Raw genomic sequence first — 24,060 nt, forward strand, 5'->3', positions numbered from 1 at the left:
GCAAATTGTGAGTACCAAGTAACCAATGGCGGACTACAAAGAGCTGTTGCGCCGGGCCATCTCGGCGTTGCCGGAGAATAACGGGGCCGCACGGCGTGCGGTGTATGAGAAGGCGCGTTCGGCCCTGGTGGGGCAATTGCGCGCCATCACGCCGCCATTGCCGGCGCGCGATATCACCCAGCACCGGCTGCAGCTCGAAGATTGCATCCGCCAGGTCGAACAGGAGGCCAGCGAGGCCGTTATCTCGCTGGGTCGCGACACTGCGTTTGCCAATAAGCCCACGCCCCGCAGCGAGCCGGTGATCGCACCGGCTCCCGCACCCATCGAGGCCGCGCCACCCCAAGCAGCGGAGCCGCCACCGGCAATCATCCTGCCGGCCCAGCCGCTGGAAGCGCCCAAGCCCGTTGAATCCGCCAAACTGGTCGAATCTCTCAAGATGTCCGAGGCGCCAAAAACGGCCAGCGTGACCTCGATCGAGGATATTATCGAGCAGGCCGCGTCCGTGGGCGGCAGTTCGGTCAATGTCGAGCCGGCCAAGGACGAGCCCGAAGCCCCCAAGCCCGATATGCGCCCGATTCCTTCCATCGTGGCGCGTGCCGAAGCGAGCAAGAGCGGTCCGAGTTCGCCCCTGCCAGGAGCCTCCAATGTGCGGCCGCTCGAAGCTCCAGTTAAAGGTCCGGGCTTCGAGCCGCTGCGCGAGCCCTTGCCCTTTGCCGCCAATTCGACTGGCGAGGCGCTGCGCGGGCGGGCCGAGCCATCGGCTGGCAATCAGGCCCTGGCGCGCCAGCAGGTCATTGTCCCGCTTGAAGTAGTCCGGCCCACGGCGGACGATACTGCCGAAGTCGAAACGGCGCTGTCGAGCGTTCGCGAAGTCGAGGTCGAACCGGCCACCAGCGATCCGCGCGAAGCCGAAAGCGCCATGGCCACTGCCATCGAAGTGCTGGACCGTGAAGCGCGCGGCGAGCCGGGCCCGGCGCTGCCCGAGCGCGAGAAAACCAGTGCCACCGAGCGCGGCGCCTTTGCCATGGCCCCGGCCGAGACCGAAGAAACCACCGGCGATGCCGGCTTTGCCGCTGCACGGCCCGAGGCGCGGTCCGGCGCGGGGCTGACGATTTTTCTCGTGGTCTTTGCCATCCTGCTCGCCGGTGTCGGCGGCGCGGGCTTCTGGGCGTGGCGCGAGGGCTATGTTGATCTCGACCAGATGTTCGGCCAGGCGCAGCCCAATGTGACCGAGACGGCCGCCACGGCGCCGCAAACCCTGACGCCGACCTTGTCGTCCCCTTCGGGGGGCGATGCGCCGCCTGGTACTGCCGACAATCCCACCGGCCCCGGCAACACCGCAACGACCCCGGCGGCCGAACCGACCGGCGCGCTGCTGCCGGGCCTTGAAGTCGAAGATCGTCTGGAGCCGACGCCTGAACCGGTCGTGCCCAATGCCGACCAGCCGGCGCTCCCGGGCATCGATGGCGAGATCAAGACCGAAGAGCGCCTGCCGGGCGAGGATACCAGCGTTGCCGCGACCGATCCGGCCGCGTCCGTCGATCCGGCCGTGCTGGCCGGCAGCCAATCGCTGCTGCTCGAAGCCTCCCAAGATGGCCGCACCGGCGCCGTGCCCTTCTCGGGCACGATTGCCTGGAGCGAGGGCACGGACGAACTTGGCCTGCCAACCCTGGTCGGCAAGGCCAGCATTCCGGCGCGCAATCTGGGCGTCGAGCTGATCATCCGCAAGAATGCCGACCCCAGCCTGCCCGCCAGCCACCTGATGGAAGTCAATTTCCAGGTCAGCGACAGCTTTATCGGGGGCACCATTGCCGGCTTGCCCGGCGTGTTGCTCAAAAATGAGGAACTGGTGCCTGGCACGCCGCTGGTCGGCGCCTCGGCCCGCGTCGTGGGCAACTCGTTCCTGTTCGCCCTCAGCGCCGCGGCGACCGACACCACGACCAATACCGACCTGCTGGAAAACCGCAAATGGATCGATCTGGCCGTGGTCTACGGTACCGGCCGCAACGCGATCATCACGCTCGAGAAAGACGACACGGCCCAGGCCCTGTTCCAGAAAGTGTTCACTACCTGGGGCGGTTAGCGCCCCAAGGGTATCAGGGGGAGGTGCCGGGTGGATGTTTCGGCATCCCACCCGGTTACTAGAAAATCGTCCGCTCCTGCGCTAGAATGGTTCACGCAAACGCTACTGCCCGGCGCCCAAGCGCCCGGCAACCATTGCATATTTGTAACGTTCCTTACCAATTCGCGCTCTTACAATCGGCAAGGCGCTACCTATATATGCCTTACGTCCGGGGAGTATGCCGAAATGGATATTCCGGGGGACTGATCCGCCCGCGCCATGCGTTGAACGGCGCCGCTACAATCGGCTTTTTCGCAATGTAGCGGCAATCCGGCGCCACTAGCCTGGGGGATATCAGAAAGGGGTGCATTCATGGCCCAGACAAATTTGCCGGTGCTCTCCGCCGAAGGCGGACTGAGCCGTTATCTTCAGGAAATCCGCAAGTTCCCGATGCTGGAACCGGATGAAGAATACATGCTCGCCAAGCGCTACAAGGAGCACGCCGATCCTGGCGCGGCCCAGAAGCTCATCACCTCCCACCTGCGCCTCGTGGCCAAGATTGCCATGGGCTATCGCGGCTATGGCCTGCCCATTTCCGAGGTGATCTCGGAAGGCAATGTGGGGCTGATGCATGCGGTCAAGCGCTTCGAGCCCGAAAAGGGGTTCCGCCTCGCCACCTATGCCATGTGGTGGATTCGTGCCGCCATTCAGGAATATGTGCTGCGCTCCTGGAGCCTGGTCAAGATCGGCACCACTGCCGCGCAAAAGCGCCTGTTCTTTAACCTGCGCAAGGTGAAGGGCCAGATCGCTGCGCTCGACGATGGTTCACTCCATCCCGACCAGATCAAGCAGATCGCCACCACGCTCAACGTCACCGAGGACGATGTGGTGTCGATGAATGCGCGCCTGTCGGGCGACGCCTCGCTGAACTCGCCCATGCGGGCCGACGAGGGCGCCTCCGAATGGCAGGATTGGCTGGTCGATGACACGCCGAGCCAGGAAACCACGCTAGGCGAAAGCGAAGAATATTCCGAGCGCATGGGTCTATTGACCACTGCCATGGACGTGCTCAATGAGCGCGAACGCGCCATCTTCAACGCTCGCCGCCTGCAGGAAAATCCGGCAACGCTGGAAGAGCTGGCCCAGCAATATGACGTCAGCCGCGAGCGCATCCGCCAGATCGAGGTCCGTGCCTTTGAAAAGGTGCAGGACGCCGTCAAGGAAGCCGCCCGCAGCGCTGCGTGAGCGTAGCCGATGAAGTTACAAAAGGCGGGCCTGGTGCCTGCCTTTTTTGTTAGCGCGGTACGGTCTGCATCCATTGCCAGAATGGATCATCGGAGGTTTCCGATTCCATCAGGGCAATGTTCCTGACGATGTCCACCCCCCGTTGGGGGATCACGACATTGAAGGTCTTGGCGACGAACCTGCGGAATTCGCCTGGCGGCCTATAGGGCAAGACATTATCCACCCCCAGGATCATGACTAGGTCGGCATGTTCTTTTTCCGGCGTTATGGCGAGGGTCTCCGGCCAGCACAGTTCGGAATAGCCGATAGCCATCAGCCGCAGCATATCGACGGGGTCTGTGGCCAGCACACAGGTCATGGTCGAGCCGGAACCGGACCCCATATGCACAATGCTGACACTGCCATCGTCACCCCGCCACAGCGCCGCATATGAGCCCTCGCCGCCCGTGGGAATAATGGGCGCCAACCGCTCGACATAGGCCGGGTCCTCAGTACCCAGCCAGGCGGCGACGTGGCCGGAATCCACGGGCTTAAAGCCAGTCTCGCTCATGAGTTGGGCACTGGCGGGCTCAAGATAGGCAATAGGCCCATCACGCACAAAGTCATTGGCCGCCATCCAGTCCATGGTCGTAACAAAGGCTGCCGGCAAGGTCATGCCCTGCGGCAGCGAGGCGGCGACCTGCTGGGTAAAACTGCTCATGGCCCATGCGTCCTGCCGGATTGAAAGACCGAGTGAAAGCCCGGCCAAACCCGTCAGCACATGTCGGCGATGTGTCATGTTACCCTCCCATCAAATCCCAGAGCCGCGTCTTGCCCAGGATCAGCAGCCAGGGCGTGTCATCGGCCGGGACGATCTCGACCCGTCCGCCGAGTCCCTCGTTGGAGGTGCCGAGCCGTCCGCCCGGCGCCAGCGTCAATCGGTCCAGCGGATAGAGCAGGCGTTCGGAGCGGGTAAAGCTGACTTCAACGAGGGGGTAGATCGACACCCGCTCGCCCTTGGCGGCCTCGAAGCCGAACGGGCCGATTACGGCCAGCGCCACATCGACCTCATCCACCAGCAGCAGACGCCGCCTGGGCGAAAATTTCAGCATCGCATTGAGCGCCGACAAGGTGTGGTCGAGCCGCTTGCCGGTCATGCCCAGGGCCAGGGTCAGCGGTGCTGTAGTCGAATAGAGGGCTTTTTCGAAATCGGTGGTTTCCTGCTCGGCCAGGTGGATCACCCTGGTGCGGGTTTCCCAGCCGGCCCGGTCGGAAAGGGAATCGAGGTCGCCGATGATCGCCGCCGGGGTAAGACCCGCTGCGCCAATCGCGTCACCCCCGCCATCGGCACCCACCAGGGCCACGCCGCCCTCGGCCAATTCGACCAGTAAAGCGGGGTCCACGACGCCCCCGCCGACAATGGCCAATGGGCCGTCAAACACGATGGGCAGCCCATCCGCGCCGCTCACGGAAGTCTCTTGCACTGTCACAATTCTCGCACTAAGTCTGGGGCATCTCGCTGGGGTGTTCCGGGTTTCCGGAGCTGAGAATTACCCATTGAACCTGAACCAGGTCATGCTGGCGGAGGAAGTTCGAGATGGCAAGAGCGTCTCGGTGCGCCCATGCCATTGACACCTGTCCCTTCACACATGGCCGCATGAACCGATGAAGGGATGACCCCATGGTCAAATCCACCTCTGTGGCGCTTGCGGTCCTTGCCGGACTGTTCGCAGCTCCGGCATTCGCCCAGGACGCGCCAAACCTCAATATCTACACCTATGACAGCTTCGCCGCCGATTGGGGCCCCGGCCCGGCGCTCAAGACCGGTTTTGAAGCGATCTGCGGCTGCACGGTGACTTTCGTCGCGGCCGACAGCTCCATCGGCGCCCTGCGCCGCGTGCAGCTCGAAGGCGCCACCAGTGAAGCCGATCTCATTGTGGGGCTCGACACCGCCATTGCCGGGGAAGCCCGCGACACGGGACTGTTTGCCGAGCACAATTTCTATTTCGACGAACTGACCCTGCCCTATGGCTGGACCGACAAGAATTTCGTGCCCTTCGACTACGCCCATTTCGCCTTCGTCTATGACACGGACAAAGTAGCCAATCCGCCCAAGTCGTTTGAAGAATTGATCGCCATGCCCGACGATTTCAAGATCGTCATCCAGGACCCGCGTTCGGCCACCCCGGGCCTGGGCCTCGTGCTGTGGATCAAGGCCGCCTATGGTGATCGCTCCCCCGAAATCTGGGCCGGCCTCAAGCCGCATATCCTGACCGTGACGCGCGAATGGAGCGAGAGCTATAATCTGTTCCTTGAAGGGGAGGCCGATATGGCGCTCTCCTACACCACCTCGCCCGCCTATCACATCGTCGAGGAAGATGACGACACGATCAAAGCCGCCCTGTTCGAGGAGGGCCATTTCGCCCAGACCGAAGTGGCCGGCGTGCTCAAATCGTCCAAGCACCAGGAACTGGCTTTCCAGTTTCTCGATTATCTGACCTCGGCCGGCGCGCAGCAGATCATTCCGACGACCAATTGGATGTTTCCCGTTGTTGACCTTGGGGGTGAATTGAACCCGGCCTTTGGGAGGTTGCCGCAGCCGGAAAAGACGCTGACCCTGCCGGAGGCCGGGATCGAGGCAAATTCGGCGACCTGGATCGATGAGATGCTCAAGGCTATTCAGTAGGGATGGGGCACACCGCCGCCCCGAACTGGAAGCAGCACTCTCCCGTTGCTCCCAGTGCTCTTTCGTCCCCTCGCCCCTCAGGGGAGAGGGCCAGGGTGAGGGGTGCGATGCTGGGTACATCGCATTTGTTGCAGCATCGCACCCCTCACCCGGCGCTACGCGCCGACCTCTCCCCTGAGGGGCGAGGTGAAGCTAGCCGCCAGTCGGTGTTTCCATGACCATTCTGCCCCACCGCCCTGCGCGCATTGCCGCCGCCGCGGCCTTGGCACTCGCCATCGCCATCCTGATCGGTCTGGTGCTGTGGTCTATCTTCAGCGCCGCCACCGATCAGGCCAGCGGCGCAGGGCGCGTGGACATTCCCCATCTGTTGCGGATGACCTCGATTCAGGCGGGGCTGACCACCGTGATTTCGCTGACCGTGGGCATGGCGCTCGCCTGGGCGCTGAACCGGTTGCGGTTTCCCGGCCGCGATCTGGTTGTCGGGCTCTTTGCCTCGGCCATCGTCACCCCCGGCATGGTGGTGGCGTTTGGCCTGCTCTCCATCTGGGGTCGCAGCGGCTGGATCAATCAGGCGAGCAATGCCCTGTTCGGCACCTCGATCGGCAATCCAGCTTTCGGGCTCCCGGGTATCCTGTTTGCCCATGTCATTCTCGATGGCGCCTTTGCCGCCCGCATCATGCTGGCCCGGCTAGACGCCATTCCCCAGCCCCGCCTCAAGACCGGGCAATCGCTCGCCCTCTCCGCCTGGCAACGCTTCGCCATCATCGATTGGCCCGCTTTACGTGGCACCCTGCCCGGGCTGGGTGCCATCATCTTCCTTCTCGCCTTTACCAGCTTTCCCATCGTGCTGCTGCTCGGCGGCGGGCCCGCCAACCAGACGCTGGAAGTGGCCATCTATGCCGCCGTCCGCCAGGATTTCGACCTGCGCGCGGCCGTGCTACTGGCGCTGACGCAGATCGGGGTTTGCTCTGTGGTCATTCTTATCGCCTCGGCGCTGGCACCCATTCCCACCAGCCTTGGCCCGTCCACGACGCCAAGCTGGCGCGATGGCATAGCGGCACGACTGCTGCAGGCCGTGGTCCTGATCCTGTGCACCATCGCCTTCGTGCTGCCCCTCGCCTCGGTACTGGTCAATGGCATGCTGGTCGGTTTCGGGCGCCTGCTGGCGCAGCCGGCCTTCTGGTGGGCGGCGCTGTCGAGCCTAATCATCGGAGCCAGCTCGGCCCTGCTGACGCTGGTGCTGGCTATCACCCTTGCCATGGGCCGTGGCGCCACGGCCAATGGCGTGATCCGTACTATTCTGGGCATGCCGGCCTTTGCCTATCTGGCGGTGCCCGCCGTGGTGCTGTCGCTGGGCTTTTTCCTCCTGGTCCGCAATCTGGGCGTCGCGCCGGCATTGGCCGCGCCCTATGTGGTCATCCTGGGCAATAGCCTGCTGGCTCTGCCCTTCGCCATGGCCACCCTCGGACCACCCTTCGAGGCCATTGCGCGGACGCGTGGCAAGCTGATCCGCTCGCTTGACCTGTCAGGCTGGCGGCAATTCATCGCCGTCGAATACCCCCTATTGGGCAAGGATATCGGCGTCATGCTGGCGCTGGCCTTCTGCTTTTCGCTGGGCGATCTTGGCGTTATCGCGCTCTTCGGCACGCAGGATTTCCAGACCCTGCCGCTGCTGATGTTCCGCGCGCTCGGCGCCTATCGCGGCAGTGACGCGGCCGCTATCGCGTCCATCCTGCTGATCGGCACCATCATTGCCTTTGTCGGCCTGCCCAAGCTGTTCGAGAGGATCGCCAATGCTGCGCGTTGAAGACCTGAGCTTTGTCCATGCCGGCCAAGCCAGGCGCTATCGCTTCGACATGTCGGCGGCGCCGGGCGAAATCACCGCCATTTCCGGCGCCAGTGGCTCGGGCAAATCCACCCTGCTCGATCTGCTGGCGGGCTTCCTCACGCCGCTGTCCGGGCGTATCGATCTTGATGGCGCTAACCTCGTGCCCCTGCCGCCGGAATCCCGGCCGGTGTCGCTGCTGCTGCAATCGGACAATCTGTTCGATCATCTTTCGGCCGGCCGGAACGTGGCGCTGGGCCTGCCGAGTGGGACGGCAAAAGGCGTCGTAGCTCAGGCTGTCGAGACGGCGCTGTCGGAAGTGGGGCTGGCTGGGCTCGGCCAGCAAACCGCTTCGACATTGTCCGGCGGGCAAAAGCAGCGCGTTGCCCTGGCACGCACCCTGGTGCGCAATCGCCCGATCGTGCTGCTGGACGAGCCCTTTTCGGCGCTGGACGACAAGGCCCGCGCGGCGACACGGGAATTGGTCAGGGCGCTGACGGTCGCGCATGACTGGCACACGATTTTGGTGAGCCATCATATGGACGACATCACTGCCATCGCCAGCCGGCGGTATCGGCTGGAAGCGGGGGAATTGGTGGTTGAGGAGTACTCGCGTTAGCTGAAGCCAGAGAGCCTGGATCGGCACCTCGCCGCACGGTGGAGGGAGACGACTGAGAGATATGATCCTATCGCGCAAAAGCCTTGTTGAAGGGCTCGAGCGCATCTTCGAGCGCCTGCAGATCAGGCGGCAGCGGGGCTTCGAAGAACATTTCCTCGCCCGTTGTGGGATGCTCGAAACCCAACTCGGCCGCATGCAGCGCCTGGCGGCCCAGCGCCTGGATGGGTCCGGCGACTTCGGGCGGCAGTTTGTTGATCTTGGTGGCATAGCCCGAGGCATAGACTGTGTCGGCCACCAGCGGATGGCTGATATGGGCCATATGCACGCGGATCTGATGCGTGCGGCCGGTTTCGAGGTGGCATTGCACGCGGGTAATATCCCAGCCCGCATCGCCGAACCGCGCCTCGACGAAATAATGGGTGATCGCCTCGCGGCCATCCTTGCGCACGGCCTGTTTCAGCCGGTTATTGGCGTCGCGGCCCAGCGGCGCATCGACCGTGCCCTTGGCGGTTTCGGTCGAACCCCAGACAAAGGCGATATAGGCGCGGTGCAGCGGGCCGGTGCGGCCGTGATCGGCGAATTGATCGGAGAGATGCTTATGGGCATGCTCGGTCTTGGCGGCAACCATGACCCCGGACGTGTCGCGATCGAGCCGATGCACGATACCCGGCCGGCGCACGCCGCCAATGCCCTGCAGGCTTGCCCCGCAATGATAGATCAGCGCATTGACCAGCGTGCCCGAAGGACTGCCCGGCGCAGGGTGCACCACCATGCCGACGGGCTTGTTGATGACGATGAGCTGGTCATCCTCATAAAGGATGTCGAGCGGGATGTTTTCGGGCTGCGGTTCGGGATCTTCGGGGGGCGGGGCGACAAGAATGATTGTCTCGCCCGCGCTGACGCGGTACTTGGGCTCACTGACAATTGCCCCATTGATGCTGACCGCCTGGTTCAGGATCAGGTCCTTGAGGCGGTTGCGGCTCAGCACAGCATGCGCCTTGGCCAGCACGGCATCGAGCCGCCCGCCAGCCAGGGTCTCATCGACAACGATCTCGACCGCCTCGCCCTCGAATTCTTCTTCGGTATTTTCGGCCATGAGCAATCCTAACGAGACTGGGCCCGATGGCCCCTATGTAAACGAGCCATTGTCGCCCGAGGCGCAGGCTGCGCTCGCCAAGGCGCGCCGCTCGTTCCGGTTTTCAATCAGCATTCTGTTGCTCGGCTTTATGGCGATTGCCCTGGCGCTTGTCTATCGCGTGATGCGCGATGCACCCCCGCCCGCCGTGGCCGAGAGCGTTGCCATACCGGCTGGCGCGGCAATTGTCTCGGCCGTCGTGGCCGATGGGGCAATCAATGTGACCTATACCGTGGATGGCGTGACCACGCTGGGCCTGTTCGATCAGGCAACGGGGGAGTTGACCCGCAGCGTGGTGATCGGGGCGGAATAGCCCAACCCCACAGTGTCATTCCCGCGAAAGCGGGAACCTCCGTTTGCTTCGCAGGCACCTTAAACAGAGGTTCCCGCTTTCGCGGGAATGACACCGTGATTGTTGAACGAGCGTGCCCCGACCGGAAGGCCCTACCGAACCTACCGCCCCTGAATTTCCTTGAGCGCGGTCAACCGGTCCGCCACTGAACTGCGGCGCTTGCCGCCCTTGGCCTTGGGCAGCATTTCCAGTTTTTCCCCATCATCGGCAAAGCGCTGCACGCGCTCGAACAGGCTTTCTTCCTGCGTCGCCGTGAGCGGGGCGGCCTGGTGGTCGGCGGCATAGACCACGCGGCTGACGCGGGCGGCGATATCGCTGAGCCGCTCACGCAATTGGGCTTCATCCGCCCGCTCGCTATCCCAATCGGCCAGAATGCTCGATTGTACTGCCAATACCCGCTGGCGCAGTGTGTCCGCCTCGGCTTCGAGGTCGAGCTTTTCGGCCAGAGGCGGCTCGGCACTGGTCTCGGCCAATAGCGCATTGAGCCGGGTTTCGGCGCTGGCAATGCTGGCTTCGGCCGTGGTCAGGGTGTCCTCGGTTTCGGTCTCCGGCTCGGGTGGGGCCGCAAACTCCGCCTTGCTGGCTGCAAGTTCACGTTCGCGCATGCGCAGGCGCTGGGCCAGATCGGTGCTTTCGCGCTCCAGCTCGAGAATGCGATTGCGCAGCTCGGCCTCACGGGCTTCGAGCTCCCCGACAATGGCATGATGTTCATCACGCTCGGTCTGCAGCGCCCCGCCCAGATCGGCCCGCTTCTGGTTGACCTCGCTCAGCTGTTCGGCCAGCCGCTTGCGCAGCGCCTCGACATTCATTTCCAGCTTGCGGGTCGACAGGGCAAATTCAGCGCGCAGCTGGTCCTTGTCGGCGCGGAATTCGGCCATGGTGATGGGCGTGGCGGCCTCGATCCGGCGCTTGGTCAGCCGCACGGCGCGCTTCCACACTGCGGGCATGACGATCAGCCCCACCAGCACGGCAAGCAGCAGCCCCAGGGCGAAATACATGATGTTCTCGATCATCATCCTGCGTAATCCGAGGCCATGCGCGTCCGCTCATTTCCTGTCGAGCGTGGTCTTATCTGCCAGCAAAGCATAGGCGCCGCCATCTTTGCCACCGGTTAACCCTAACCGGTTTGGCCGGTTCCGTCACGACGGGGCGAGGGCCTTATACCGGTTGGGTTCGGCGCCAGAATAGTCAAACTTGCGTCAGAAAAACCCCTGGGACCAATCGAGCTTCAGCCAAAGTGGCAGTCCAGTGCCGCTTCACTTCTCCCTGGGGGGAGGTGAGCAGCCTATGCAGGCCGCGAGACGCTGGATCAGAAGGGGTTCCAGGTCGGCTCATTGGTGAAGTTGAGATAGCCGATATTGATGCCCAGCCGCGCGCCGACACCCGAGCGGATCGGCACCATGACCACATTGCCGCGCTTGATCACTGTCATGCCGAAGCCACCCACGACATAGGCGGAGCCGTTGACGCCGGCATAGCGGCCCAGCACATCCTGAATCTGGGACAGGTTATAGACCAGCATCATCACCTTGGAGCCGTCGCCGCCAATGTCGAAGCCGATCGAGGGGCCCTGCCAATAGACGGCATATTGGCCCACATTGCGGGTATAGACCGTGCCTTCGCCATAGCGGGCGCCGGCAAACAGGGCGCCCCCGGCGTCCTCGCCCAGAATATAGCCATTGGGCAGGCCGAACTGGCTGACGGCGCGTTCGACCAGCGAAGCAAGGCCCTGCGAGGTGGAGCCGAAGAATTGCTTGCCGCTTTCGACCAGTTCCTCGCCCGAATAGCTGTCGCTGAGCGAGCCCTGGGCGAAGGCCGTGACGGGGGCCAGCATGGTGGCAACCAGGGCAAGGGTGACGAGGATGCGCTTGAGCATGGGACGAACTCCTGGCGGGCGGCGCGGCCGCAATTACGAGGACCTTAAGGTTTGTTACCCAAAATCCGCTTTCGGCTCACAAGACGCGCCGATCATGGCTCGATGATGAAGCAAAGCTGTAAACAAATCTTAACCATGCTTGCCTTTGTTCTGCCGCTTTTCGGGGCGGTTTGCGGAGGTATTGTGGCGGTGCGCGCGCAGTCGGTGGTCACTTCCATCGTCACCGACCCGCTGACCGGCATTGCCATTTCCGGCATGGACCCGGTCTCCTATTTCACCGAACCGGCGCCATTGCAGGGACGGGGCGATATCGAATTCTCCTGGGGCGGGGTGGCGTGGACCTTCGCCACCATGGCCAATCGGGACATCTTCAGCCGCTCCCCTGACACCTATGCCCCCCAATTCGGCGGGCATGGGGCCATGGCCATGGCGCGGGGCTTTCTGTCGGACAGCGATCCGCGCATCTACACGGTCTTCAAGCAGCGGCTTTACCTGTTCTATTCGCCCGGCAATCGCGAAGCATTCCTCCTCGCCCCCGACGCAGCAGCGATCAAGGCCGAAGAGAATTGGCAGGTTCTGTCCAAAACGCTCTCGGCGCAGTAAGGGGTCCTAGTGCGGAAGGCGATCCGCAACTAATGTTCCCTGTAGTGATTCCCTGCCGCTTCCGGAGACTTTCATGGCTGACATCATCGAGCTCAAGGCCACCGATCTGGCCGCCATGCTGTGCAGCCGGGTCTGCCACGACCTGATCAACCCGATCGGGGCGATCGGCAACGGGCTCGAAGTGCTGGGCGATCCCAACCAGGGCGACATGGCCGAGGGCGCCCGCGACCTGATCGCCAGCGCCGCCAGGCAGAGCCGGGCCAAGCTCGAATTTGCGCGGCTGGCCTATGGCGCCTCCTCGACCTCGGGCACCGATATCGATACCCGCGAATGCGAGCGCGTCGCCCGCATCCTGTTCGAAATCGAGAAGGCCGATCTCGAATGGAACGTGCCGCTGATCCTTTTGCCCAAGCACAAGGCCAAGCTGTTCATGAACATGCTTTTGATCGCGGCCGGCTCGGTGCCGCGCGGCGGGCAGGTGACGGCTTCGATCACGGGTGAAGCCGGTCAGGAAAAGTTCGAATTCACCTCCAGGAGTGATCCCGAGAAGCGGCAGAAGACTCTGGTACCCTCCGGTTCGGCCGGATTGCTTTCGGGCATTCCCGATGAGGGTTTTGTCGACGCGCGGGGCATCCAGCCGTTCTATACGGGGCTGCTGGCGCGCATGACCGAGATGGATATTTCCATCGGGCTCGAGAACGACCAGTTCTTTCTCAATGCGATCCCCAAATCGGCCATTGCCGCCGCTCAATGACAACAGTCCGCTAACCAATTCCTAAGCGGAGTGACGCTATTGTGTACCCGGTGTCAGCCGCTGTGGAGCTTGCCCGGATATGAAATCCTGCCTGATCGTCGATGATTCCACCGTCGTGCGAAAAGTCGCGCGCCGGATTCTGGAAGACCTCGACTATATCGTCGAAGAAGCCGAAGACGGGCAGGAGGCATTCGACAAATGCCGGCAGGAAATGCCGGACGCTATACTGCTCGATTGGCAAATGCCGATCATGAGCGGGCTGGAGTTCCTCAAGCTCCTGCGCGGCTATATTGGCGGCGAGAAGCCCTATGTGGTTTATTGCACGGTCGAAAACGACATTGGCGCCATCGCTATGGCGCTTAAGGCCGGCGCCAGCGACTATATGATGAAACCCTTCGACCGGCGGATTCTGGAAGCCAAATTCGAGCCGCACCTGGCGGCCTAACCGGCCTCGGCGCGGTTGAGCAGATAGGTTTTTTCTCGTTCATTATGAGTGAGTTGCGCCGCGCGGCGGAACTCCAGCATGGCCTCGGTATGCCGTCCCAACTTGCTCAACATATCCCCGCGCACCCCATAGAGCAGATGATAGTTCTTGAGCGCCGGATCGTCCTTGATCGTATCGATCAAAACCAGCGCCGCTGCCGGTCCTTCAGCCATGGAAATGGCGACGGCGCGGTTTAATTCTATGACCGGAGAAGGAGTTACCTGGGCCAGCGTCGCATAAAGCGCGACGATGCGGGGCCAGTCGGTATCCTGGGCATGACGCGCCCGGGCATGGCATGCGGCGATGGCGGCTTGCAGGGCATAGGGGCCATTGGCGCCGCCCAATTCCTCGGCCCGGGCAAGCGCGGCAAGTCCGCGGCGGATCAGCAACTGGTCCCAGTGGGCACGATCCTGATCCTGCAGGAGGATAGGATGGCCCTTGGCATCGGTGCGGGCGCCGAGCCGCGACGACTGAATTTCCATAAGCGCCACAAGGGCATGGACCTCGGGCTCGTCAGGTGCGAGGCGGGCGAGAACACGACCCAGGCGGGTGGCTTCCTCACAGAGTTGGGGGCGCATCCAGTCATCGCCGGCCGTGGCCGAATAGCCTTCATTGAAGATGAGGTAAAGCACACCCAGCACCGAGGCGAGCCGCTCGGCACGCTCAGGACCGCGCGGCACTTCGAACGGAATATTGGCCTCCGCAATGGTCTTTTTGGCCCGCACGATGCGCTGTCCGATGGTCGGCTCGGCCGCGAGAAAGGCGCGGGCAATTTCCTCGGTGGTGAGCCCACCCAACAGGCGCAGGGTCAGCGCCACACGGGATTCGGCGGGCAGGATGGGATGGCAGGAGGTAAAGATCAGCCGCAGCAGATCATCCCCCACATCGTCATCCATGGCGTCATGCAGGGTCTCGATCTGGTCGGGAATGTCGGTTTCGATGCCATGGCCGACCTCGACCAGCTTGGTCGCGGCCATCTTCTTGTGGCGGAAATAATCGATGGCGCGGCGCTTGGCGGTCTGGGTCAGCCAGGCACCCGGGTTCTTGGGCACGCCGCTATCGGGCCAGGTCTTCAGCGCAATGACCAAGGCATCCTGCGCCAATTCCTCGGCGAGGGAAATGTCGCGCACCATGCGGGTCAGGCCCGCGATCAGCCGGGGCTGTTCGAGCTTCCAGACGGCGGTGATGGCGCGGTGGGTGTCGGACTGGCTGGTCATGGCGGGATGAAAGCAGGATGAGGCGAATGGCGCAAGCGGGGGGACGAACAAGTTCCCACGGACTCATCCCGGCACAGGTCGAGATGAGTCCGAACTTGGCTAAGCGACGGCGTTGACAGCGAAATCGGCCGTCTCAAACACCTGGCGTAGTTCGATTTCTTCGCCATTATCGAACGGGATGCGGCGGCACCAGGCCAGCGCCTCTTCGTGGGATTTGACGTCGATGAGCCAGAAGCCGCAGAGCAATTCGCGTGTTTGGGTGAAGGGGCCTTCGGTGACGGTGATCCGTTCGCCATCAAAGCGCAGGCGAGTGCCCTGGGAGGAGGCCATAAGTCCTTCGCAATGCAGCAGCACGCCGGCATCGATCAGGGCCTCATTATACTCCTCCATGGCCGCGAAAGCCGAGGCGGTGGGCATGATGCCCGCCTCGGTTTCCGGTGTGGCCTTGACCAGGATCATGAAGCGCATTTTGCTGTCCTCCGGGTCCTATTGCATGAAGCCGGCCGGCGTCTCGCCCTTGAGGAAGGGCTCGATAAAGGCGTGCAGCAGTTCGGTCTGGTTGATGACGGCGGTGTGCGAGGTGGCCGGCAGGATAGCGAGGCGCGAGGGGGAAAGGGGCTGGCCCATATCGCCCATTTCGCCGCCGCCCAGCAGGCGGAACAGCGCCACATTGTGCTCCAGAGTGGAGACATCGGCGTCACCGGCAATGATCAGCATAGGGGCCTTGAGCGCCTTAACATCTGCTTCCCAGGCCATTGGCTCCTTTTCCAGCGCGATGAGCTTTTCGACCAGCGCACGGAAACCGTCCTTGTTGACGGCCAGCTTTTTGTATTCGTCCTCCATCGGCGTGCCCACGAACATTTCGGGCGCCATTTGCGGGATGAAGGCGGTGAAGGCCGGCTGCCAGCCGGAGACGTCATAGGCGACCGAGGCGGCCACCAGTTGATCAACCTTTTCGGGATGGCGAATGGCCAGTTGCAGCCCGGCAGCGGCGCCCATGGAATAGCCAAATATATCGGCCTTTTCGAGTTCGACCGCATCCATGAAGGCCGCCACGTCGTCGGCCAGATTGGGATAGGTGATCGGGCGGTCGATGTCGTTCGTGCGGCCATGTCCCTGGAATTCCAGCGCATAGACGGTGTGGGTCTTGGCCAGCGTGGGGATGATGTCGCCCATGCTGGGAATGGTCATATAGGCGCCGTGCAGCACGACCAGCGGGTCGCCGGAGCCGGAGACCTCATAATACACCTGCATGCCATTGACCTCGACCGTGTCCCCTTTGGGTTCGGATTGGGCCAGGGCGGTTGATGTCAGCAGGATGGCGGCGGCGATGGTGGCGGTGGCGCGGAACATGGGGCTCTCCTCAGATTGGCTGTTCTGAGAAGACTACGATTGGCCGGCTGTGATTTCGACACGGCGTGAAGATTTTGTTCAGGCGTCAGTTGCTGGCCGTCAGCCCGAGCTTGCGGGCATTGGCGAGGCAGCGTGCGACGATGAGGCGGTGGAAAGGGTAGACCCCGGCGAGATAGGCGCGGCCGAACAGATTGTGCGGACGCACCCAGGTGCTGAGGCTAACGCAGTCGGTGGCTTCGTCCTTAAGGATCGAGACGCGGAAATCGAGATGCTTGTCGTTGGTGCCCAGGATGACCTCGGCGGGCGTCGCCGAATGGACCGCGAAAATGCCGGAATAGCTGCAGTCATTGATCTGCTCGAGGGTGGGCGGGGCTATGTCGGCTTGGCTGCCGATCTTGAGGCCGAAGGGTGCCATCAGCAGATTGCGCAGGCCGAGCAGGAGGTGCACCCAGCCGGGCATGTTGAAGAAAATGGCGATGGTCAGCCCGGCCGCATCGGGGGCGGGGTGGGGCAGGGGCACGCTCTGGCTGTCGAGAAAGTCGCCTGGGCGATAATATTGCATCAGGGCGCCATCTGGCGGATAGCGGAAAGCCTTGGCCATGCTGTTCTCCGTCTCGAAACGGAAAATAGCGAAAGGGGCAAACAAAAGCCCCGCGCGACACTGTCGCACAGGGCTGGTGAATTGTCGCAGTGGGCGATGCGGTCGCCCGCAGCGGCTGATCAGGCGACGTTTTCGGAATAGGCTTCGTTCTCGTCGGGCTCGCGCAGCACATAGCCGCGGCCCCAGACGGTTTCGATGTAGTTCTTGCCGCCCGTGGCCACACTGAGCTTCTTGCGCAGCTTGCAGATGAACACGTCGATGATCTTGAGTTCGGGCTCATCCATGCCACCATAAAGGTGGTTGAGGAACATTTCCTTGGTGAGCGTGGTACCCTTGCGGAGCGAAAGCAGCTCCAGCATCTGGTATTCCTTGCCGGTCAGGTGCACGCGCTGGGTCTGGACTTCGACGGTCTTGGTGTCGAGGTTGACGGTCAGCTCGCCGGTCGAGATGACCGACTGGGCGTGGCCCTTGGAGCGGCGGACAATGGCGTGGATGCGAGCGACCAGTTCGTCCTTGTGGAACGGCTTGGTCATGTAGTCGTCGGCACCGAAGCCGAGGCCGCGCACCTTATCCTCGATACCGGCCAGGCCGGACAGGATGAGGATCGGGGTCTGCACCTTGGCGACGCGGAGGGTGCGGAGCACCTCGTAACCGCTCATGTCGGGCAAGTTCAGATCCAGAAGGATGATGTCGTAATCGTAGAGTTTTCCGAGATCGACGCCTTCTTCACCGAGATCGGTGGTGTAGACGTTGAAACTTTCGGACTTGAGCATCAATTCGATGCTCTGCGCTGTGGCGCTGTCGTCCTCAATAAGGAGTACCCGCATTAATATTCCCCTTGTCATTCGTTCCTGCTGGAACACATGAGGTCCGGCGGGTGGCTGCCGCCTCATGTCCAACCCTACTGGATATGACTGAACCCTAAGCCCAAATAGTTAACAAAGTTTAATTCGGTTCCGCAATACGCAAACAGCATTAGGATGAATTAAGTTTAAGTTATTGAAATTTAACGGTTAATTCTATCCATTTTTCTTAATAAAATGGTTTAAGAAGGTGTTGCAAGCGACTCTGTCGACTCGAGCAATCGCGGCTATGTCAGGGGTTTAGGGCAGGGTGCGCGGCACGGCGCAAACGGAGTGCCCCGACACTGGTAATAGCGCTTTTTGCTTAACGTTGCGTTACCATCTGATTCGCGGCGGCGGCTGCAAATGCGGCGGCGGAAACCATGTCCTGCCACAGTGATGAACGGGTCTGAACCGATGAAGGCGCTGATTTCAGCCATCGATGCCATCGACGATGTCGAAGTGTTCGGCCGGGTGAAATCCGTGCAGGGCCTGCTGATGGAAATCGTCGGGCCGGTGCGCGAATTGCGCGTGGGCGGGCGCGTCAGGATCGAGACCGTCAATGGCGAGCATCTGGCCGGGGAGATTATCGGCTTCAAGGGCGGGCATGCGCTGTGCCTGCCATTCGGGCAATTGGCCGGGGTGAGGCTGGGCTGCAAAGCGGTGTTTCAGCGCCATGAGGGGGCGGTGTTCCCATCGGAAGGCTGGCTGGGCCGGGTGGTCAATGCCAATGGCGAGCCGATCGATGGCAAGGGGCCGGTGCCGCGCGGGGCGGTGGCTTATCCCCTGCAGCAGAACCCGCTTTCGGCGCATGATCGGGTGCGGGTGGGCGAGCCGCTAGACCTGGGTGTGCGGTGCCTCAACACTTTTACCACTGTATGCGAGGGGCAGAGGCTGGGCATTTTCGCCGGCTCGGGCGTCGGCAAATCCGTGCTGATGTCCATGCTGGCGCGCAATACCAATGTGGACGTTGCGGTGATCGGGTTGATCGGCGAACGCGGGCGCGAGGTGCATGAGTTCATCCAGGAATATCTGGGCGAGGAGGGGCTGGCCAATGCGGTCGTAGTGGTGGCCACGTCCGACGAAGCAGCGCTGATGCGGCGGCAGGCGGCCTATATGAGTCTGGCGCTCTCCGAATATTTCCGCGACCAGGGCAAGCGCGTGCTGTGCATGATGGATAGCCTGACCCGCTTTGCCATGGCGCAGCGCGAAATTGGCCTGGCCATCGGGGAGCCGCCGACGGCGAAGGGTTATCCGCCCACGGTTTTCACGGAATTGCCACGATTGTTGGAACGGGCGGGGCCGGGAACGCCGGCAACGGGTTCTGTTACCGGTCTCTTTACCGTTTTGGTAGAAGGTGATGATCACAATGAGCCCATTGCGGACGCCGTTCGCGGTATTCTGGATGGGCACATCGTAATGGAGCGCGGGATTGCCGAACGGGGTCGTTACCCGGCAGTCAACGTGCTCCGGTCCATCTCGCGCACCATGCCAGGGTGCGTTCCGGTCGATGTGCGGCCGGTCCTGGCCAAGGCGCGAGAGCTCATGTCCATATTTTCGGACATGGAGGAGCTGATCCGGCTGGGGGCTTACCGGAAAGGGTCAGATCCGAAAGTGGACCGCGCGATTGCTGTCTATCCCGCGCTTGAGGCTTTTTTGGGCCAAAGCCGGGAGGAAATGACAACAATTGCCGAGGGCTATAAAATGCTCGAGGCGATTGTGGCCGAGGCAGGCGCAGCGGTCTGAAGGGGCTGTGTATTGGCCCTGGAACTGACTTGATGTGTAAGGAGTACAGGTCTTGAAATCGCGCAGCGAGAGCCTCATACGGCTCAAGAAGTTCCAGGTGGACGAAAAGCGCCGCCAGGTCAGCCAGATCGAAATGATGGTCAATGACTTCGAGCGCATGGCCGGCGAACTCGACCAGCAGATCGAAATCGAGCAGACCAAGACCGGCATTTCGGATGTGGCCCATTTCGCCTATTCGACCTTTGCCAAGGCCGCCATGGCGCGGCGCGATAATCTGCTGGCCTCGGCCAGCGATATGCGCAGCAAGCTCGAAACGGCGCAGGACGCCCTGGCGGAAGCCATCGAAGATTTGAAGAAGGTCGAATTGCTCGACCAGCGCGAACACCAGCGCGAAGCCGCCGACCAGCTCAAGGTCGAGCAGGCCGAATATGACGAAATCGGCCGGTTGCGGTTCCGCAACTGAACTGATCTTGGAAATGGAATGAGGAAGGCCCGCTGATGCGGGCCTTTTTGTTTTGGCTCAGGCGAAGGCGAAGGCCTAGCGCTGCTTTTTTGCGAGGTCGACTTCGACGGTGGAGGTTTTGTCCGTGAGCCGGTTGGCCATCACTTGCAGCTCGTGGACTGAGTAGGGGCCGCTGAGCATGATGCTGGTGCCCAGGATGGGGGATTGGATCATGGGGGAATTGATGATTTTGCCATCGATGCTGACATCGACGGTCTTGCCGACATGTTCGGTGGTGAACTCGGCAATGGCCTGCTGGCCGGCGGGGGTGAGCTCGATTTGCAGGTTATCGAAACCGGAGAGGGGATCGGTGACGACCTTGGCGAATTCGACCATGAGGCGAATTGGCTTGGCCAGGGCGGGGGTGAGGCAGATGAGCAGGGCGAGGGCAATGATGAGGATATGTCGAAGCATTCGGGGATGGTAACGCGGAATTGGGTGCTCCGCATCTCTCCCGTGGCTCCCCAATGCAATCTTCTCCCCTTGAGGGGAACCGATCCTGCCTGCCACGCTGGTTCAGGGCGTGATCACCATACGTTGGGTGGCCCGCTCGGCCTCGTAGGTCTGCGGGTCGTATTCGGGTTGGGCTTCGAGTTGGTCGCGGGAGGTGTTGAGGAAGAGGTAGCGCTGCCCGTTAGTGTCGGAGGAGAAGGTCAGGTTTTCAAAGCCGACCGCGACCGGCTTGGCCCCGAGGCCCAGGAAGCCGCCGACATCGATGATGACGGCATCCGAGTTGCCCTGGGGTGTGAGCACGACATCGCTGATGGTGCCGATCTGTTCGTCATTGAGGCCGTAGACGGGGATGCCGCGCAATTCGCCGGCGCTGAGATCGGCTTGGTCGACATTGGTCAGGCCGGAACGGTCGGGCGTGGTGGTGATCAGCGGGCGCTCCGGCTGGTCGGTGGTGAGAGAGGGGGCAACGGGGCTGGCGTTGGGATTGCCGTCGACCAGCTGGTCTTGTTCCTGCTGCGTGGTGAGGGCGGGTTTGCCGGTGGATTCTTCGCTGTCGGTCCAGATGAAGGCTGGGGCTTCGGCCAGTTCCTCCCGGGTGGTTTCGAGTACCCAGCGGCGGGTGCCGTCGTCGCGCTCGGCCCAGGTGAGTTCGGCGAAGTCCACCGCGACGTCCTTTTCCCCGATGCCCAGAAAGCCGCCCACGCCGATCACCACGGCGGAAATACCCATGCCCGAGGTGATGACCATATTGTTGATGGTGCCGACCTCGCGGGCATTGTCGGCCACCGAAGTATAGACTTTCTGGCCCAATAGTTTGGTCACCAGCACGTCCTGATCATCGGCCGCGTAGCCTTCGGACAGCACGGTTGGCGGCGTGAGCCCGCTTTGTTCAAGCTCGCTGGGAACGGCGGGAGCGGGCGCGGCGTCCTGGGCAAAGGCGGGGTTGGCCAGCAGCAGGAGGGCAGTGGCAGTGGCGAAGTGGCGCATGAATTATCCTTGAGCCGGAATGCAAAGGGCCGGCCCGAAGGCCGGCCCTCATGCTCACAATTCCCGAAGGGGTCAGTTGGTTGCGGGAGCAGGCGCCATGGCGTCACCATCGGCAGGGGCCGCGGGGGCCATCCCGTCGGCGGGGGCAGTGGTATCGACCGGCTCATCCTCGGCCCAGACGAAGTCGGGGGCCGCGGTCAGCGCTTCGGCGGTGGTAGGCAGGACCCAGCGTTCGGTATTGTCGGCGGCCAGGGTGAATTCGAGCTGGCTGAAATCGACGGCCACGGCCTTTTCGCCAATGCCCAGGAAGCCGCCAACCCCGATCACCACAGCGGTGATCTGGCCGCCTTGGTCAAAAACGATATCGGAGATATTGCCGATTTCCTCGGCGTCATCACCGGCGGACGAGTAGACGGGCTGGCCGATCAGCCGCGTCCCCAGATTATCGGTATCGGCAGCGGTGTAGCCGGCCGACATGTCCCAGGGCTCATTGACATCGGTAGCCTGGGCGGCGCCGGTATCGACAGGATCGGCAGGGGCCGGAGCGGCGGGCGCTTCAGGAGCCGCCGGGGCTTCGGTGGTCGCGGGGGCTTCGGTGGTTGCCGGGGCTTCGGGTGCAGGTGGGGTGGCTTCCTGTGCGATCGCGGGGGCCGCAAGCAGCAGGGCCAGCGCCGAAGTGGTCAACAGGGTGCGGATCATTGTAGGCTCCTCAGGTTCATCGGTTCGGTGAACAGGGCCGTGCGGTGCAAAACTTGCGAGGTGGCGCACCGTGCGGCCCATTTATGAGGGGTCAACGTCACGAGTGCGCGAGATGTTCCGCACCGATTTTTCGTGGCTTTGAGGGAACCAAATGAAAAGACCGGCTCTCAGGCGAGGCCGGCCTTCTCCGCCTCCCTGGGCGGTTTTTCGTTCTTGGATCGTGCGGCGCCACAGGCGGCACGCAATGCTCCCGACATCGCCGACCATAGCGCAGCAGGGATGGCGGGGCACGCAGGACCGTTGGGCAGGCTTAATGGGTTGCTAACTGGTTAACGGCGGCGATGTAATCCAAACTAGCTCAAGACAGCCGTGTCGCGGTCGTAGCTGCGCATGGCGCGGTGGGGCATGCCGCCATCCTGGAATTCGGGACCGAAGGCGGCAAAGCCCAGGCGTTCGTAGAAGCCGAGCTTGTCGGACTGGGCGGTGAGATAGAAGCGCGCGCGGCCCCGGGCTTTGGCATATTCCATGGCGGCAAGCATCAGGGCCTTGGCTATGCCCCGGCCGCGGAAGGCGGCGCGTACGGCGACGCGCCCGATCTTGGTGTGCTCGGGCTTGTCGAGCAGGCGCAGGGTACCGACCACGTCGCCTTCAAGAATGGCGACGAAATGGGTGGCGGTGAGGTCGTCGGCATCGTTTTCCTCTGTTTCGGGGACTTTTTGTTCCCAGACGAAAACTTCGCGGCGCAGCGCGAAGGCAGCATTGCAGAGCGTGGAGAAAGGTGGGGCGGTGAGGATGGTAATGTCGGACATGGGCGGAGAATAGTCGAAGCGATGGCGCGGTGGCTAGGTCATTTGGCCATGCACCAGATCATGCACGAAGCCGAGTTTTTCGATCACTTGGGGCGTGAGAATAAAAGGATAGGCGTCGGGGTGGCCCATGGCGCGGTTGAGATTGTTCAGCATGGACGCAAGAGGAATCCAGTTATCCGCCACGGTCTGCATATCGAGGGTGGTGTAGGGGTCGAAATCAACGCCCATGGCGAGGAACTCATCTTCGGTCTTGGGACGGGCGCGGACGCCGAAAGCGGCGGCCATTTCAACCGTGTCAGTGATGTGCAGGTAATGGGCAAAGGTTTCGGCAAAATCTTCCCAAGGGTGGGCACTGGCATAGGCACTGATATGGGTTTGCGGCCAACCGATGGGTGCGCCATTGGCGTAGTAATTGGCCAGGCTTTGCGCGTAATTGGCGGTCTCATCGCCGAACAACGCGCGGAAGCGCTCGATGGCGGGCGTGGTGGCGACCAGCAGATCCCAATAATGGTGGCCGATTTCGTGGCGGAAATGCCCGAGCAGGGTGCGATAGGGCTCGCCCATGGCGGTACGGCGGCTTTCGCGCTCGGCATCGTCGGCTTCGGCCAGGGCGATGGTGATGATGCCGCTGTCATGGCCGGTCATCACTGGAGTGGGTTCAACGGGTATATCGGCCAGGAAGCGGAAGGAAAGCCCGTGTGCCGGGTCCTCGGTGCGGGTACGCAGCGGCAAATGCAGGCGCAGCAGGGAATAGAACAGGCGCTTCTTGGCGCGCTCGATGACCTGCCAGCGCCTCAGATTGCTGGGATCGGCAAGGGCGGGAATGGTGTCATTGTGCCGGCAGGCGGCGCAATAGACATCCCCGCCGGGATTGGCGGGCACCAGCCAATTGCAGGCGCCATGCCGGGCGTTCTCACAGAACAGATAGGCCTCGCCGGAAAAGACCGGACTGCTCCAATGACCGCCGCCCTCGACCAGCGACACCAGGGCGTTGCGATCGGACAGATAGCCGAGCTGGTGGCCGCAACGTTCGCACACCGCATTTTCGAAATAGACGGTGTTACTGCAATGGTCGCAGACGAAGAGTTTCATTGAGCGTGACCCCTAGGCCGTGGGCGGATAATGCACGAGGGCGCGTGATGTTCCTAGGGAGAATGGCGAGAGCCGGGGTGCGTGGACGGACCCATTATGGGCATGATCTGGTATAAGACCCCCAAGGCTGTTGCGCCGG

26 protein-coding genes and 1 riboswitch are annotated in these 24,060 nt (G+C 62.5%); of the genes, 11 read left to right on the forward strand and 15 right to left on the reverse strand.

From position 1 onward, the window contains the following. Window positions 1–25: 25 nt before the first annotated feature. Together FF80_RS17400 and rpoH are read left to right on the forward strand one after the other, a co-directional pair. Window positions 26–2,083, forward strand: a complete 2,058-nt coding sequence (locus FF80_RS17400) for a hypothetical protein (RefSeq protein ID WP_035102818.1) — start codon at window positions 26–28, stop codon at window positions 2,081–2,083. A gap of 351 nt (window positions 2,084–2,434) precedes the next feature. Then, entirely contained in the window at window positions 2,435–3,307 is an 873-nt protein-coding gene (gene rpoH, locus FF80_RS17405; RefSeq protein ID WP_035102819.1) for an RNA polymerase sigma factor RpoH, read from the forward strand. Window positions 3,308–3,356: 49 nt separating this feature from the next. Here rpoH and FF80_RS21150 read toward each other — a convergent pair whose 3' ends face one another. Both FF80_RS21150 and FF80_RS17415 read right to left on the reverse strand, forming a co-directional pair. Further along, window positions 3,357–4,007, reverse strand: coding sequence for a hypothetical protein (locus tag FF80_RS21150; protein WP_152558417.1), 651 nt, complete (start codon window positions 4,005–4,007; stop codon window positions 3,357–3,359). Window positions 4,008–4,086: 79 nt separating this feature from the next. Next, on the reverse strand, window positions 4,087–4,755 hold the full coding sequence (locus FF80_RS17415; protein WP_052153712.1) for a thiamine diphosphokinase: 669 nt from the start codon (window positions 4,753–4,755) through the stop codon (window positions 4,087–4,089). Window positions 4,756–4,796: 41 nt separating this feature from the next. Next, a riboswitch (TPP riboswitch) is annotated at window positions 4,797–4,893 on the forward strand. A 74-nt stretch (window positions 4,894–4,967) separates the two neighbouring features. Between FF80_RS17415 and thiB the strand changes: the two genes are divergently transcribed. The 3 genes from thiB to FF80_RS17430 all read left to right on the forward strand — a co-directional run bounded on the left by thiB (window position 4,968) and on the right by FF80_RS17430 (window position 8,416). Then, window positions 4,968–5,972: a thiamine ABC transporter substrate binding subunit gene (thiB, locus tag FF80_RS17420; protein WP_035102820.1), complete on the forward strand. Its 1,005-nt coding sequence runs from the start codon at window positions 4,968–4,970 to the stop codon at window positions 5,970–5,972. 214 nt (window positions 5,973–6,186) lie between these two features. Continuing rightward, a complete protein-coding gene (locus FF80_RS17425) occupies window positions 6,187–7,779 on the forward strand; it encodes a hypothetical protein (protein WP_035102821.1) in 1,593 nt (530 codons plus the stop codon). Then, window positions 7,766–8,416 carry an ATP-binding cassette domain-containing protein gene (locus FF80_RS17430; protein WP_035102822.1) on the forward strand — a complete coding sequence of 217 codons (651 nt, stop codon included), beginning with the start codon at window positions 7,766–7,768 and terminating at the stop codon, window positions 8,414–8,416. The genes FF80_RS17425 and FF80_RS17430 overlap by 14 nt, the downstream gene beginning before the upstream one ends. A gap of 67 nt (window positions 8,417–8,483) precedes the next feature. On the opposite strand, the gene FF80_RS17435 is transcribed toward FF80_RS17430, so the two are convergent. Next, window positions 8,484–9,512: an RluA family pseudouridine synthase gene (locus tag FF80_RS17435; protein WP_035102823.1), complete on the reverse strand. Its 1,029-nt coding sequence runs from the start codon at window positions 9,510–9,512 to the stop codon at window positions 8,484–8,486. Here FF80_RS17435 and FF80_RS17440 point away from each other — a divergent pair. After that, window positions 9,511–9,864, forward strand: coding sequence for a DUF6476 family protein (locus FF80_RS17440; RefSeq protein WP_035102824.1), 354 nt, complete (start codon window positions 9,511–9,513; stop codon window positions 9,862–9,864). The genes FF80_RS17435 and FF80_RS17440 overlap by 2 nt on opposite strands. A 140-nt stretch (window positions 9,865–10,004) precedes the next feature. Here the strand turns inward: FF80_RS17440 and FF80_RS21155 are convergent, their stop codons facing one another. After that, on the reverse strand, window positions 10,005–10,919 hold the full coding sequence (locus FF80_RS21155) for a hypothetical protein (protein ID WP_052153713.1): 915 nt from the start codon (window positions 10,917–10,919) through the stop codon (window positions 10,005–10,007). A gap of 293 nt (window positions 10,920–11,212) precedes the next feature. Next, window positions 11,213–11,737 carry a DUF1134 domain-containing protein gene (locus tag FF80_RS17450; protein WP_244445817.1) on the reverse strand — a complete coding sequence of 175 codons (525 nt, stop codon included), beginning with the start codon at window positions 11,735–11,737 and terminating at the stop codon, window positions 11,213–11,215. 177 nt (window positions 11,738–11,914) lie between these two features. On the opposite strand from FF80_RS17450, the gene FF80_RS17455 reads away from it, so the two are divergent. The 3 genes from FF80_RS17455 to FF80_RS17465 all read left to right on the forward strand — a co-directional run bounded on the left by FF80_RS17455 (window position 11,915) and on the right by FF80_RS17465 (window position 13,581). Next, window positions 11,915–12,382: a YHS domain-containing (seleno)protein gene (locus FF80_RS17455; RefSeq protein ID WP_052153715.1), complete on the forward strand. Its 468-nt coding sequence runs from the start codon at window positions 11,915–11,917 to the stop codon at window positions 12,380–12,382. A 73-nt stretch (window positions 12,383–12,455) separates the two neighbouring features. After that, the gene (locus FF80_RS17460) at window positions 12,456–13,136 is read left to right on the forward strand and encodes a histidine phosphotransferase family protein (protein ID WP_035102825.1); all 681 of its coding nucleotides are present in this window, start codon (window positions 12,456–12,458) and stop codon (window positions 13,134–13,136) included. 79 nt (window positions 13,137–13,215) lie between these two features. Further along, on the forward strand, window positions 13,216–13,581 hold the full coding sequence (locus FF80_RS17465) for a response regulator (RefSeq protein WP_035102826.1): 366 nt from the start codon (window positions 13,216–13,218) through the stop codon (window positions 13,579–13,581). Here the strand turns inward: FF80_RS17465 and FF80_RS17470 are convergent. From FF80_RS17470 to FF80_RS17490, 5 genes are all read right to left on the reverse strand, one after another. Then, complete coding sequence (locus FF80_RS17470) at window positions 13,578–14,837, reverse strand: RNA polymerase sigma factor (RefSeq protein ID WP_035102827.1); 1,260 nt, start codon at window positions 14,835–14,837, stop codon at window positions 13,578–13,580. The two genes, FF80_RS17465 and FF80_RS17470, sit on opposite strands and share 4 nt — an antisense overlap. Before the next feature lie 99 nt (window positions 14,838–14,936). Continuing rightward, entirely contained in the window at window positions 14,937–15,305 is a 369-nt protein-coding gene (locus FF80_RS17475; protein ID WP_052153716.1) for a YciI family protein, read from the reverse strand. Between the two features lie 18 nt (window positions 15,306–15,323). Beyond that, complete coding sequence (locus FF80_RS17480) at window positions 15,324–16,190, reverse strand: alpha/beta hydrolase (RefSeq protein WP_035102828.1); 867 nt, start codon at window positions 16,188–16,190, stop codon at window positions 15,324–15,326. An 85-nt stretch (window positions 16,191–16,275) separates the two neighbouring features. After that, the gene (locus FF80_RS17485) at window positions 16,276–16,791 is read right to left on the reverse strand and encodes a DUF2867 domain-containing protein (RefSeq protein ID WP_035102829.1); all 516 of its coding nucleotides are present in this window, start codon (window positions 16,789–16,791) and stop codon (window positions 16,276–16,278) included. Between the two features lie 119 nt (window positions 16,792–16,910). After that, entirely contained in the window at window positions 16,911–17,618 is a 708-nt protein-coding gene (locus FF80_RS17490) for a response regulator transcription factor CtrA (RefSeq protein WP_035102830.1), read from the reverse strand. A gap of 432 nt (window positions 17,619–18,050) precedes the next feature. Here FF80_RS17490 and fliI point away from each other — a divergent pair, with 432 nt between their 5' ends. Beyond that, window positions 18,051–19,379 (forward strand): flagellar protein export ATPase FliI, encoded by a 1,329-nt coding sequence (gene fliI / locus FF80_RS17495; protein WP_035102831.1) that lies wholly within the window; start codon window positions 18,051–18,053, stop codon window positions 19,377–19,379. Between the two features lie 52 nt (window positions 19,380–19,431). Beyond that, a complete protein-coding gene (gene fliJ, locus FF80_RS17500) occupies window positions 19,432–19,842 on the forward strand; it encodes a flagellar export protein FliJ (protein ID WP_035102832.1) in 411 nt (136 codons plus the stop codon). Between the two features lie 75 nt (window positions 19,843–19,917). Here the strand turns inward: fliJ and FF80_RS17505 are convergent, their stop codons facing one another. The 5 genes from FF80_RS17505 to FF80_RS17525 all read right to left on the reverse strand — a co-directional run bounded on the left by FF80_RS17505 (window position 19,918) and on the right by FF80_RS17525 (window position 23,921). Then, entirely contained in the window at window positions 19,918–20,295 is a 378-nt protein-coding gene (locus FF80_RS17505) for a hypothetical protein (RefSeq protein WP_052153717.1), read from the reverse strand. A 102-nt stretch (window positions 20,296–20,397) separates the two neighbouring features. Further along, window positions 20,398–21,321, reverse strand: coding sequence for a PRC-barrel domain-containing protein (locus tag FF80_RS17510; protein ID WP_035102833.1), 924 nt, complete (start codon window positions 21,319–21,321; stop codon window positions 20,398–20,400). Window positions 21,322–21,393: 72 nt separating this feature from the next. Continuing rightward, complete coding sequence (locus FF80_RS21990) at window positions 21,394–22,020, reverse strand: PRC-barrel domain-containing protein (RefSeq protein ID WP_035102834.1); 627 nt, start codon at window positions 22,018–22,020, stop codon at window positions 21,394–21,396. A 353-nt stretch (window positions 22,021–22,373) separates the two neighbouring features. After that, a complete protein-coding gene (locus FF80_RS17520) occupies window positions 22,374–22,829 on the reverse strand; it encodes a GNAT family N-acetyltransferase (protein ID WP_035102835.1) in 456 nt (151 codons plus the stop codon). Between the two features lie 33 nt (window positions 22,830–22,862). After that, window positions 22,863–23,921, reverse strand: coding sequence for a putative zinc-binding peptidase (locus tag FF80_RS17525; RefSeq protein ID WP_035102836.1), 1,059 nt, complete (start codon window positions 23,919–23,921; stop codon window positions 22,863–22,865). Window positions 23,922–24,060: the final 139 nt, after the last annotated feature.

The organism is Devosia sp. LC5 (genome assembly GCF_000735585.1).
Taxonomy (GTDB): Bacteria; Pseudomonadota; Alphaproteobacteria; order Rhizobiales; family Devosiaceae; genus Devosia.

What these genes read in the sequence shown, in the direction of transcription:
- FF80_RS17400 (WP_035102818.1), top strand. Translation starts at nt 26, where the DNA reads ATGGCGGACTACAAAGAGCTGTTGCGCCGGGCCATCTCGGCGTTGCCG.
- rpoH (WP_035102819.1), top strand. Translation starts at nt 2,435, where the DNA reads ATGGCCCAGACAAATTTGCCGGTGCTCTCCGCCGAAGGCGGACTGAGC.
- FF80_RS21150 (WP_152558417.1), bottom strand. Translation starts at nt 4,007, where the DNA reads ATGAGCAGTTTTACCCAGCAGGTCGCCGCCTCGCTGCCGCAGGGCATG.
- thiB (WP_035102820.1), top strand. Translation starts at nt 4,968, where the DNA reads ATGGTCAAATCCACCTCTGTGGCGCTTGCGGTCCTTGCCGGACTGTTC.
- FF80_RS17425 (WP_035102821.1), top strand. Translation starts at nt 6,187, where the DNA reads ATGACCATTCTGCCCCACCGCCCTGCGCGCATTGCCGCCGCCGCGGCC.
- FF80_RS17430 (WP_035102822.1), top strand. Translation starts at nt 7,766, where the DNA reads ATGCTGCGCGTTGAAGACCTGAGCTTTGTCCATGCCGGCCAAGCCAGG.
- FF80_RS17440 (WP_035102824.1), top strand. Translation starts at nt 9,511, where the DNA reads ATGAGCAATCCTAACGAGACTGGGCCCGATGGCCCCTATGTAAACGAG.
- FF80_RS17435 (WP_035102823.1), bottom strand. Translation starts at nt 9,512, where the DNA reads ATGGCCGAAAATACCGAAGAAGAATTCGAGGGCGAGGCGGTCGAGATC.
- FF80_RS21155 (WP_052153713.1), bottom strand. Translation starts at nt 10,919, where the DNA reads ATGATGATCGAGAACATCATGTATTTCGCCCTGGGGCTGCTGCTTGCC.
- FF80_RS17450 (WP_244445817.1), bottom strand. Translation starts at nt 11,737, where the DNA reads ATGCTGGCCCCCGTCACGGCCTTCGCCCAGGGCTCGCTCAGCGACAGC.
- FF80_RS17455 (WP_052153715.1), top strand. Translation starts at nt 11,915, where the DNA reads ATGCTTGCCTTTGTTCTGCCGCTTTTCGGGGCGGTTTGCGGAGGTATT.
- FF80_RS17460 (WP_035102825.1), top strand. Translation starts at nt 12,456, where the DNA reads ATGGCTGACATCATCGAGCTCAAGGCCACCGATCTGGCCGCCATGCTG.
- FF80_RS17465 (WP_035102826.1), top strand. Translation starts at nt 13,216, where the DNA reads ATGAAATCCTGCCTGATCGTCGATGATTCCACCGTCGTGCGAAAAGTC.
- FF80_RS17470 (WP_035102827.1), bottom strand. Translation starts at nt 14,837, where the DNA reads ATGACCAGCCAGTCCGACACCCACCGCGCCATCACCGCCGTCTGGAAG.
- FF80_RS17475 (WP_052153716.1), bottom strand. Translation starts at nt 15,305, where the DNA reads ATGCGCTTCATGATCCTGGTCAAGGCCACACCGGAAACCGAGGCGGGC.
- FF80_RS17480 (WP_035102828.1), bottom strand. Translation starts at nt 16,190, where the DNA reads ATGTTCCGCGCCACCGCCACCATCGCCGCCGCCATCCTGCTGACATCA.
- FF80_RS17485 (WP_035102829.1), bottom strand. Translation starts at nt 16,791, where the DNA reads ATGGCCAAGGCTTTCCGCTATCCGCCAGATGGCGCCCTGATGCAATAT.
- FF80_RS17490 (WP_035102830.1), bottom strand. Translation starts at nt 17,618, where the DNA reads ATGCGGGTACTCCTTATTGAGGACGACAGCGCCACAGCGCAGAGCATC.
- fliI (WP_035102831.1), top strand. Translation starts at nt 18,051, where the DNA reads ATGAAGGCGCTGATTTCAGCCATCGATGCCATCGACGATGTCGAAGTG.
- FF80_RS17505 (WP_052153717.1), bottom strand. Translation starts at nt 20,295, where the DNA reads ATGCTTCGACATATCCTCATCATTGCCCTCGCCCTGCTCATCTGCCTC.
- FF80_RS17510 (WP_035102833.1), bottom strand. Translation starts at nt 21,321, where the DNA reads ATGCGCCACTTCGCCACTGCCACTGCCCTCCTGCTGCTGGCCAACCCC.
- FF80_RS21990 (WP_035102834.1), bottom strand. Translation starts at nt 22,020, where the DNA reads ATGATCCGCACCCTGTTGACCACTTCGGCGCTGGCCCTGCTGCTTGCG.
- FF80_RS17520 (WP_035102835.1), bottom strand. Translation starts at nt 22,829, where the DNA reads ATGTCCGACATTACCATCCTCACCGCCCCACCTTTCTCCACGCTCTGC.
- FF80_RS17525 (WP_035102836.1), bottom strand. Translation starts at nt 23,921, where the DNA reads ATGAAACTCTTCGTCTGCGACCATTGCAGTAACACCGTCTATTTCGAA.